This is a genomic window from Rhizobium sp. TBD182 (assembly GCF_001950375.1).
Classification (GTDB): Bacteria; Pseudomonadota; Alphaproteobacteria; order Rhizobiales; family Rhizobiaceae; genus Agrobacterium; species Agrobacterium tumefaciens.
In genome coordinates, this window is sequence record NZ_BDLN01000010.1 from 193,385 (window position 1) to 203,331 (window position 9,947).

At 56.8% G+C, this 9,947-nt stretch carries 8 protein-coding genes and 1 pseudogene; all 9 read left to right on the forward strand.

The features are described from left to right. On the forward strand, positions 1-758 hold a 758-nt coding region (locus T18_RS23335), incomplete at its 5' end, for an ABC transporter permease (protein ID WP_323455257.1). A 91-nt stretch (positions 759-849) separates the two neighbouring features. Beyond that, positions 850-1,773, forward strand: a complete 924-nt coding sequence (locus T18_RS23340) for a sugar ABC transporter substrate-binding protein (RefSeq protein ID WP_038497187.1) — start codon at positions 850-852, stop codon at positions 1,771-1,773. 88 nt (positions 1,774-1,861) lie between these two features. After that, positions 1,862-2,866, forward strand: a complete 1,005-nt coding sequence (locus tag T18_RS23345; RefSeq protein ID WP_038497190.1) for a Gfo/Idh/MocA family oxidoreductase — start codon at positions 1,862-1,864, stop codon at positions 2,864-2,866. Beyond that, the gene (locus tag T18_RS23350) at positions 2,863-3,822 is read left to right on the forward strand and encodes a sugar phosphate isomerase/epimerase family protein (RefSeq protein ID WP_038497193.1); all 960 of its coding nucleotides are present in this window, start codon (positions 2,863-2,865) and stop codon (positions 3,820-3,822) included. The genes T18_RS23345 and T18_RS23350 overlap by 4 nt, the downstream gene beginning before the upstream one ends. A gap of 106 nt (positions 3,823-3,928) precedes the next feature. After that, positions 3,929-5,848 carry a bifunctional 5-dehydro-2-deoxygluconokinase/5-dehydro-2-deoxyphosphogluconate aldolase gene (locus T18_RS23355; protein WP_038497196.1) on the forward strand — a complete coding sequence of 640 codons (1,920 nt, stop codon included), beginning with the start codon at positions 3,929-3,931 and terminating at the stop codon, positions 5,846-5,848. A gap of 3 nt (positions 5,849-5,851) precedes the next feature. After that, positions 5,852-7,693, forward strand: a complete 1,842-nt coding sequence (gene iolD / locus T18_RS23360) for a 3D-(3,5/4)-trihydroxycyclohexane-1,2-dione acylhydrolase (decyclizing) (protein WP_038497199.1) — start codon at positions 5,852-5,854, stop codon at positions 7,691-7,693. 54 nt (positions 7,694-7,747) lie between these two features. Then, positions 7,748-8,554, forward strand: coding sequence for a 5-deoxy-glucuronate isomerase (gene iolB / locus T18_RS23365; RefSeq protein WP_038497202.1), 807 nt, complete (start codon positions 7,748-7,750; stop codon positions 8,552-8,554). Positions 8,555-8,581: 27 nt separating this feature from the next. Beyond that, positions 8,582-8,971, forward strand: a complete 390-nt coding sequence (locus T18_RS23370) for a tautomerase family protein (RefSeq protein ID WP_038497205.1) — start codon at positions 8,582-8,584, stop codon at positions 8,969-8,971. A 774-nt stretch (positions 8,972-9,745) separates the two neighbouring features. After that, positions 9,746-9,947 (forward strand): annotated as a pseudogene (locus T18_RS23375) (transposase); the annotation flags it as partial.

A 9,947-nucleotide genomic window follows, 5' to 3' on the forward strand; every position in this document is an offset into this window, starting at 1 on the left:
ACGTGTCTCTTGGTTCGGTGCTCGCGCTTTGCGGCGTGATCGCAACAAGCGTCATGGCGATGACTGGCAGCGTCATTCTTGCAGTCTGCGCAGGGGTGGCGGTCGGTATCTTTACCGGCCTGATCAATGGATTTGTCATCACGTTCTTCCGGATACCGTCTTTCATCATGACGCTTGCGATGACGACGGTCGCCCGCGGTGCTGTGCTTCTCTACACCGGCGGCTCACCAGTTACCGGTCTAGGCGACTTCAAGGTCATCGGTCAGGGCTCGCTCGGTCCGGTTCCGATTTCCGTGCTCATCCTGATGGCTTTTGTTATCCTTTCATGGGTCCTTCTCAACAAGACGAAGTTCGGCCGGTATGTCTATGCCGTCGGCGGCAACGAGCGGGCATCCAGAGCTTCTGGCATCAATCCCGATAGCATCGTCGTCAAGGCGTTTGTTTTCAACGGGATCCTCTGCGCGGTTGCCGGTATCGTTCTGATGTCGCGTATCAATTCCGGCCAGCCGGCAGGCGGCGTCGGCTACGAATTCGACGCCATCACCGCTGTCGTCGTTGGCGGGACAAGCTTGATGGGTGGCACCGGCACGATCACCGGCACGATTATCGGCGCAATGATTATCGGTGTCATCAACAACATCCTCAATCTCCTCAACGTCAGCTCGTACTGGCAGCAGATCATCAAGGGACTGATCATTGCGATCGCCGTCATTCTTGATGTCTGGACAAAATCGGCCCGCAGCAAAAAGAAGGCCTGACTGTTCGAGCCGCACCACAATTGCGGCCGGGACCAACTGTGTGTGCGCTTCACGACGCAAAACGTAACCTAGTCTCAATTGGGAGGAACCTATGAAACTCATCGCTAAACTCGCTCTTGCCTGCGCTGTTTCCGTCTCAGCTCTGTCGGCAGGTGCTGCCTTTGCAGCTGACAAATTCGTCGTTGGTTATGCGAACATGGCCGACACCGACGTCTTCGTCATGGCACGCAAGAACGCCTTCGTCGAGGCCGCCAAGTCCGATGCGGATATCGAAGTCAACTTCTCTGATGCCAACAATGACGCCAGCAAGCAGCTCGACCAGATCGACAATTTCATCGCCCAGAAGGTCAACGCCATCGTTGTCGTTCCCGTCGATTATCAGGGGATTGTGCCTGGCGTGGAAAAGGCGAACGCGGCAGGCATTCCGGTCATTGCACTCGGTATCCAGTCGGCTGGCGGCAAATATACCTTCGTCGGCTCCAAGAACATCGACGCCGGTCGCCTTCAGGGCGAGTTCATGAAGGCGAACCTGCCGAAGGATGCCAAGATCCTCTATCTTGAAGGCACACCGGGACTGTCGCATACGCAAGAGCGCAAGAAAGGCTTCGAAGAAGCCCTGGGTCGCTCTGACGTAACCACGCTCGCCAGCCTGTCGGCAAATTACGATCGCGCCGAAGGTATGAAGGTGACTGAAGACTGGATCCAGAGCTTCCCGAAGTTCGACGGCATCATCGCTGCCAATGACCAGATGGCGCTGGGCGCTCTCGAAGCCCTCAAGGGTGCAAACCGCCTCAAGGGTGTCTTCATCTCCGGCGTCGATGGTGTTCCGGATGCATTGACCGCCATCAAGGCCGGTGAAATGTCCCAGACGATCTTCCAGGACGCAGCTGGTCAGGCGAAGGCCGCCTTCGAGGTTGTTGAAGGGATCAAGAAGGGCGAACAGCCGCCGGCGGAGAAGCTGGTTCCCTTCGCTTCCATCACGAAGGAAAACGTCGATCAGTTCATCAAGAAGTAGTTCCTCCCGGGCGTGTCGGGAATCCGTTCCCGGCACGCCGAACCTCTCAACTATCCATCAGCCATTTGTCCGAAACACGGGAAAAACCATGACAATTAGAATTGCAGTTATCGGCGCAGGCCTGATGGGGGCGGATCACGCGAAGATCGTTGCAGAAGAAATGCAGGGCGCCACGCTGCAACTTATCTGCGATATGGACGAAAGCCGTGCCCGCAAAGTCGCCGACTTATACGGCGCGGCTGACGTCGGAAACGATCCGGAGGCTGTTATTCGCCGCGCTGACATCGATGCGGTGATCGTGGCAAGCCCGGATTTCACCCATGCCCCCCTGTCGCTTGCCTGTATCGCAGCTGGAAAGAAGGTCCTTTGCGAAAAGCCTCTGTCACAGTCATCCGACGAGTGCCTGAAGGTGATGAACACCGAAATGGCAGCTGGCGAGCGGTTCGTGCAGCTCGGCTTCATGCGCCGGTATGATCAATCTTATGTAGAGATGCAGCAGGCGCTGAAAAGCGGGGCAATCGGTCGCCCTCTGATGATGCACAATTTCCATCGTAACGTCGAAACGCCTGCGTCTGACTTTACGGCCGCAATGGCGATTACCAATTCGGCGCCCCACGAATTCGACGTGGTCCGTCATGTTCTGGGCACAGAATATGTTTCGATTGCAGCGTTTCAGCCCAAACGGTCGGATGCGCTGGTCGCCCCTGTCGTTATGGTGCTGGAAACCGCCGATGGGCAGCTGGTGAATATCGAAATCAACAACAACGCGGCCTATGGCTACGATGTTCGCGCCGAACTCGTTGGTGAAAAAGCCTCAATCGCGATGAACCAGGTTGCGTTCACGCGGATAGACCAACGTCTGGGCCAACATACCAGTTATGACGCTGATTGGCGCGGCCGGTATTATGACGCCTATCGCCGTCAGAACCGCGCCTTTCTGCGCTTCGTCGAAACCGGGGCATTCCCGGAGATCGCATCCAGCTGCTGGGACGGCTACTGCGCGGCAATCGTCGCCGAAGCGGGTGTCAGAGCTTTGAACGAAGGGCGGAAAGTCGCCGTCGCAATGATCAACAAGCCGGAGTTCTATGCATGAAACTGGGTTTCGTATCCGACAGCCTTGGCGGCGTGCCAATCGACGACCTGCTCGACCATGCCAAGCGCATGGGCGTATCGGGGGTGGAAGTTAACACCTGCGGATGGTCTACCGCGCCGCACTTCGATCTCAAAGCCATGCTGGGTAACCAGGATGCTCAGAAGTCCTTCCTCCAGGGGTTTGCCGACCGCGGCCTTGAGGTCATCAGCCTCAATGCGAACGGCAACCCCTTGCATCCGACAGACCCAACGCAAGGAGAAGGTCTGAAGGATACGATCCGGGTTGCCGGCGAGATGGGAATCAAGACCGTCTGCACCATGTCGGGCCTGCCTGCCGGCAGCGCCAACGACACAATGCCGAATTGGGTTGTCTCATCCTGGCCACCTGAGACGCAGGCAATTCTCCGATATCAGTGGGACGAAAAACTGCTCCCGTTCTGGGAAGAAATTGTCTTGATTGCGAAGGAGAATGGTGTCGAGCGGATCGCTCTGGAGCTCCATGGCAATCAGTGCGTCTATAACGTGCCATCGCTGCTGAAGCTGCGTCACGCCGTCGGACCGACCATCGGGGCCAACCTTGATCCCTCTCATCTGTTCTGGATGGGGGCGGATCCGCTGATTGCCGCCGAAGCTCTCGGCGACGCGATCTACCATGTCCACGCCAAGGATACATTCCTCAATGCGCCGAAGCAGGCGGTTACAAGCCTTCTGGAAAACGGAAGCCTGATGGATATTCCTGCGCGTAGCTGGTCCTATATCACCTTGGGCTTCGGTCATGGTGAAGAGTGGTGGCGTCAATTCTGCTATCGTCTGAAGATGGCCGGATATGACGGGTGGCTTTCGATCGAGCACGAGGATGTGCTCTTGAATTCCCTGGAAGGCTTGGAGAAATCCGTTGCCCTCCTGCAGGGCGTAATGCCAAGCGCCGCTGCGGACTTCAAACCGCAGGCAATCTAAGCATTCAGAGGCGGCCATCGACTTCAGAACAGGACGCATCCGCGGCAACGTTTGCCGCGGAGAGGACGGGTATGCCGGTGCCTACCCCTAACCACTTGAGACGCACATGAACAAAACACTTGATGTCATCACGATTGGGCGCTCATCAGTCGATCTCTACGGCGCGCAAATCGGCGGTCGCCTTGAAGACATGGGCTCCTTCAACAAGTATATCGGCGGCAGCCCCACCAACATCGCTTGCGGGGCTGCCCGTCTCGGCTTGAAGAGCGCAGTGATCACCAAGGTCGGTGACGAGCATATGGGCCGGTTCATTCGCGAGCAGTTGGTGCGTGAGGGCGTCGATGTCCGTGGAGTGGCGACTGACCATGAACGACTGACTGCGCTCGTCATCCTCGGCATTCGGGACGAGGAACAGTTCCCACTGATCTTCTATCGTGAAAATTGTGCTGATATGGCCCTCGGCGAAGAAGACATCGATGAGACCTTGGTTGCTGAGGCGCGGTCCGTCGTTGCCACGGGGACACATCTGTCGAACATCCGAACCGGGGCCGCGGTTCTCAAGGCGCTCAAGCTTGCACGCAAGCACGGGGCCAAAACGGCGCTGGATATCGATTATCGACCCAATCTCTGGGGCGTGGCTGGTCACGGAGACGGTGAAAGCCGCTTCGTCGAAAGCCGGGCCGTGACTGCCAAATTGCAATCCACTCTCCACTTCTTCGACCTGATTGTCGGCACTGAGGAAGAGTTTCATATTGCAGGCGGCTCGACCGATACCATCAATGCGCTCAGGGCCGTGCGTGCCGTGTCGAAGGCAACGCTTGTGTGCAAACGCGGTGCCAAAGGCGCTGTCGTGTTCGAAAACGACATCCCCGAAGAACTCGATCAGGGGCAGTCCGGACCCGGCTTTCCAATCGAGGTCTTCAACGTTCTTGGCGCCGGAGACGGGTTTTTCTCCGGGTTGCTCAAGGGCTGGCTCGACGAGGAGACATGGCCGAGAACCTTGGAATATGCCAATGCCTGTGGCGCATTTGCCGTCAGCCGACATGGTTGTACCCCAGCCTATCCCAGCTTGGACGAGTTGGCCTTCTTTCTGAAGCGCGGTATCACGCGCGCTGATCTGCGCAACGACGACGAACTGGAGCAAATTCATTGGTCGACAAATCGCAGCCGGCGTACGAGCGGTGACTGGTCGACGATGCGGGTGTTCGCCTTCGACCATCGCATGCAGTTGGAGGACATGGACGGATATACGCTACAGAAGGGCGACGCCTTCAAGAAGCTGTGCCTCGAGGCTGCACTTTTGGTACAGGGCGGACAAGCGGGCTACGGAATTCTCTGTGACAATCGAATTGGCCGCCAAGCTCTGCACGCGGCGACGGGCACTGGCCTTTGGGTCGGACGCCCTTGCGAATGGCCGGGTTCACGACCGTTGACACTTGAGCCCGAATTGGGCCTCGATTGTGGGGGGCTCGGGGAGTGGGCGCGCGACAACGTGGTGAAAGTCTTGTGCTTCTGCCACCCCGACGACGATGCAGCGCTTCGCGCCAGCCAGGAAGGAACCGTCAAGCGCCTCTATCAAGCCGCGCGTCGCAATGGCCTGGAGTTCCTGCTTGAAATCATTCCCTCGAAGGTAGGCGCGGTTGATGACATGACCAATGCTAGGCTGATCGAGCAGTTCTATGCGTTGGGCATCTACCCAGACTGGTGGAAGCTGGAGCCAATGAGGTCACCTTCGGCCTGGCGTAACGCCATCAGTGCGATCGAGGCGCATGACGCCAATACCCGAGGGATCGTCGTGCTTGGGCTGGATGCGCCCGAAGAAGAGCTCGCGTCATCCTTCAGGATTGCCGCCGCGTTTGATCTGGTGAAGGGATTTGCCGTGGGACGCACAATCTTCGCAGACGTGGCCCGTGAGTGGTTGAGGGGTGACACAACCGATGAGGCGGCCGTGTCGCAAATGGCAAGGCGTTTTACCCGGCTCTGCGACATCTGGGACACTGCTCGCCGATCAGCAAAGGAAAACTGACACATGACTACAATCCGCCTTACCGCTGCCCAGGCCATGGTGCGTTGGTTGTCCGTGCAATTGAATGAAGACGGCGAGCGTTTCATCGATGGCGTATGGGCAATCTTCGGCCACGGAAATGTCGCGGGCCTCGGGGAAGCCCTGCACGGTATCAAGAGCAAGCTGCCGACGTGGCGCGGACAAAACGAGCAGACGATGGCTCATGCTGCGATCGCTTACGCCAAGGCTTCCAAGCGCCGACGCGCCCAAGCGGTGACGTCGTCGATCGGACCGGGCGCGACAAACATGGTGACAGCGGCGGCTCTCGCACATGTCAACCGTATTCCGGTGCTGTTTATCCCTGGCGATGTTTTTGCAAACCGTCGGCCGGATCCGGTTTTGCAGCAGGTGGAGGACTTCGAAGACGGAACGGTCTCCGCCAATGACTGCTTCCGACCCGTCAGCCGGTATTTCGATCGCATCATGCGACCCGAACAGTTGTTGACCGCTTTGCCCCGCGCCCTGCGTGTGATGACGGATCCTGCGACATGCGGACCTGTCACCCTTGCGTTTTGTCAGGACGTCCAGGCCGAAGCCTATGACTGGCCCGAAGACTTTTTCGAGGAGAGAGTATGGGAGATCCGCAGACCAGAGCCTGATATGCGCGAGCTGTCCAGGGTCGTCGAGCTCATCAAGTCCGCGCATTGCCCGGTAATTGTCTGCGGCGGAGGCGTGATCTATTCTCAAGCAGAGCTACTACTCGGCGAGTTCGCCACACGCCACGGTATTCCCGTCGTAGAAACGCAGGCCGGCAAATCCGCTCTGGCACAGGCCCATCCCATGAACTTTGGCGCCGCGGGTGTCGATGGCTCAGCCGCCGCTAACGCGCTTTGTGAAAAGGCTGACCTAATTATCGGGATTGGCACCCGCTTCCAGGATTTTACCACCGGTTCCTGGAGCTTGTTCAGGGAGCCCGGGCGCAAGATGATTTCGATAAACGTGCAAGCATATGATGCTGGCAAGCATGACGCAGTCGGGCTTGTTGCCGATGCTCGAGTTGCCCTCGAAAAAATCGGCGCCGGGTTGGGCGATCACAAGTGCTCGAGGTTTGATCCGATTGCTCGCAAAAACTGGCTCGATATTGTCGATACTCATTGCGCCGCTCCAGCAAATACGGTGGAGGGATATTTGCCGACAGACGCGCAAGTCATTGGGGCTGTCCAGCGCGTATCGTCGGATAGAACGATTGCGATGTGCGCCGCCGGTACCATGCCCGGCGCACTTAAACTGCTCTGGCAAGCTGCGCAAGGTGGCTATCACCTGGAATACGGCTATTCCTGCATGGGCTACGAGGTGGCTGGCGCGATGGGTGTAAAGCTCGCACTGCCAGAGCGCGAGATCATCTGCTTTGTCGGCGATGGATCATACATGATGGCGAATGCGGAGCTGGCAACAGCTGTAATGCGTCGTATCCCCATTACAGTCGTCCTGACAGACAATCGCGGTTATGGCTGCATCAATCGGCTACAAATCGGTTGTGGCGGGGAGGAATTCAATAACCTCTATAAGGACTGTGAAATCGAGGCCCAGCCCGAGATTGATTTTGTGGCGCACGCCGCATCAATGGGCGCTCATGCGGAAAAGGCCACTGATATCGCCGACCTTGAATCCATGATCGTTGCAGCACGGGAGCGCGACCGCCCTAGTGTTATTGTGATCGACACCGACCCGAGCCGGGGACCAGGCGAGGCCGGTGGTAGCTACTGGTGGGATGTGGCGGTCCCGGAGGTAGGATCTACCGAGAAATCCGAGATCGCACGAGCGCGCTACGAACAACTCCAATCGCGTCAAGCCTTGGTCAATTAGGCGCTCGGGCAGTTTGCTGCGCCGTATCTTCCAACCCATCGTCGAGGAACAGTAATGGCCAATCTACTTCGCAAGCCCTTTGGCACTCACGGCAAGGTCCATGAGATCACACCTCAGTCGGCAGGTTGGCGCTATGTCGGCTTTTCTCTCTATCGTCTGCGAGAGGGAGAGCGCATCCGTGAAACCACAGGTGCCAATGAAGCGATCCTCGTCATGGTGGAAGGCAAGGCATCGTTCGTTGCCGCGGGCCAGGATTGGGGTACGCTGGGAGAGCGGATGAGTGTTTTCGAAAAAACGCCTCCTCACTGCCTTTACGTTCCGAATGGCGATGAATGGGAAGCAACGGCGGTGACCAACTGCACGGTCGCCGTCTGCCTTGCACCCGGCAAAAGTGGCCACCGGGCTCGCCGTATTGGTCCGGACGGCATAAGCCTGACGGAGCGGGGCAAGGGTACCAACACCCGATACATCAACAACATAGCGATGGAAAATGAGGACTTCTGCGGCTCCTTGCTGGTAACAGAGGTGTTCACTCCTGCGGGTCACTGGTCAAGTTATCCCTCACACCGCCACGACGAGGATGATTTTCCGCGCATCACTTATCTTGAAGAAACCTATTATCATCGTCTCAACCCGGTATCGGGCTTTGGCGTCCAACGCGTGTACACCGACGACGGACAGCTCGACGAGACGATGGCGGTCAAGGACGGCGACGTCGTTCTTGTCCCTCGAGGGCACCATCCCTGTGGCGCGCCCTACGGTTTTGAAATGTACTATCTTAACGTGATGGCAGGGCCGCAGCGCAAATGGCGGTTTGTCCCTGACCCCGCCGTTACCTGGATCATGGAACGTGATGCTTGAGCGTTTGAATCTGAACTGGATACCAATATGCCACTTGTCAAATTCCATGTGTACCGGGGTCGCTCTGCAGAGCAAATCAATATGCTTCTCGATGTCGCCCACAACGCAATGGTGCGATCGTTCCAAGTCCCCGAGCGCGACCGTTATCAGATCCTCAATGAGCACGCGCATTCCCATCTACGAGCACTGGATACCGGTCTCGACATTCCACGCACACAGCAATTTGTGCTAATCGAGGTTGTGACTCGCCCAAGGGAACGCGCGCAAAAAGTCGCCTTCTACAACAATCTTTGCAAAGATTTCAAAGAGAAATGTGCAATCGAACCCTCTGACGTGATGGTCTCGTTCCTCGAAAATACCGACGCTGATTGGTCGTTCGGTCATGGTGAGGCCCAGTTTTTAACCGGCGCGCTCTAGTCTGGGGGCTTACAACGCTCGGCTTCTATCACTCGGCTCGCTACCGTTTCTAACATCTCTGTGTTGTCGTGCGAAAGCATAGCGACCCAGCAGCGAAGGGTTGCACTGGCCTCATCCACGTAGCCCCCATCATCCTGCTGTTTAGAGCTGAGAGTAGACCTGGTTGAGCAGGCCGATTACGGCTACCGAACATTTTCGCCGACAGGCTTCGTGGTAGCAATGGCGCGCCGGCGAAGTCGTCAAAATTCAATTGTACCTTCCCGGAGCGCTGCCGACTCAATCCCAGATCCATCTGATTTCCATAACTGCATCAATAGATTGAGTAGAGCTGCGAAGCAGTTGACATAACTACGCCCCAGCTCGATCCAGAACTATAGGTGAAGATCATACGTCTGGGAAACTCAGCCCTGCGGTGATCTCGGCGTTAGAAGAACTCACTTCAGACAGTCGCTACCATACTGAACAGCTACCGAGGAAAACCATGTTCAAACCAATTCCTTAGCAGGAAAATCAGAAAATGCTTATTTAGAGTTGTTTTGAGTATCGCCTAAAGCATCTATTTCAAGCCAAAATAAGCTTAACAACACTTTAATGTTTTGAGAGAATATTATCCTACATAATCTTGGGGTAGAGGCGCGAAGGGCGGAAGCCGCTCTGAAACGCGGATAATGATGTCCACCCCTTTTTTGTGTCTCCCCCCTCTGTTCATGGAAGTGTCACCATGTCACTCATGCAAAATCTCCGGATCAGGACGAAAGTCCTGTCCCTGGTCCTTTAGGCATTAAAGGAATAGGCCCAGAGTTCGCTACGATACTTTACACGGAAGGCTTGTTCCGACACTTCGACAATCGGCGGCAAATCGCATCCTATGCGGGCCTTGCGCCCTCCCCTTGGCAAAGCGGCAACGTCAATCGTGAACAAGGGGTCTCGAAAGCGGGAAATCCGCGATTGCGGGCAACGATGGTCGAACTCGCCT

What these genes read in the sequence shown, in the direction of transcription:
- T18_RS23340 (WP_038497187.1), top strand. Translation starts at nt 850, where the DNA reads ATGAAACTCATCGCTAAACTCGCTCTTGCCTGCGCTGTTTCCGTCTCA.
- T18_RS23345 (WP_038497190.1), top strand. Translation starts at nt 1,862, where the DNA reads ATGACAATTAGAATTGCAGTTATCGGCGCAGGCCTGATGGGGGCGGAT.
- T18_RS23350 (WP_038497193.1), top strand. Translation starts at nt 2,863, where the DNA reads ATGAAACTGGGTTTCGTATCCGACAGCCTTGGCGGCGTGCCAATCGAC.
- T18_RS23355 (WP_038497196.1), top strand. Translation starts at nt 3,929, where the DNA reads ATGAACAAAACACTTGATGTCATCACGATTGGGCGCTCATCAGTCGAT.
- iolD (WP_038497199.1), top strand. Translation starts at nt 5,852, where the DNA reads ATGACTACAATCCGCCTTACCGCTGCCCAGGCCATGGTGCGTTGGTTG.
- iolB (WP_038497202.1), top strand. Translation starts at nt 7,748, where the DNA reads ATGGCCAATCTACTTCGCAAGCCCTTTGGCACTCACGGCAAGGTCCAT.
- T18_RS23370 (WP_038497205.1), top strand. Translation starts at nt 8,582, where the DNA reads ATGCCACTTGTCAAATTCCATGTGTACCGGGGTCGCTCTGCAGAGCAA.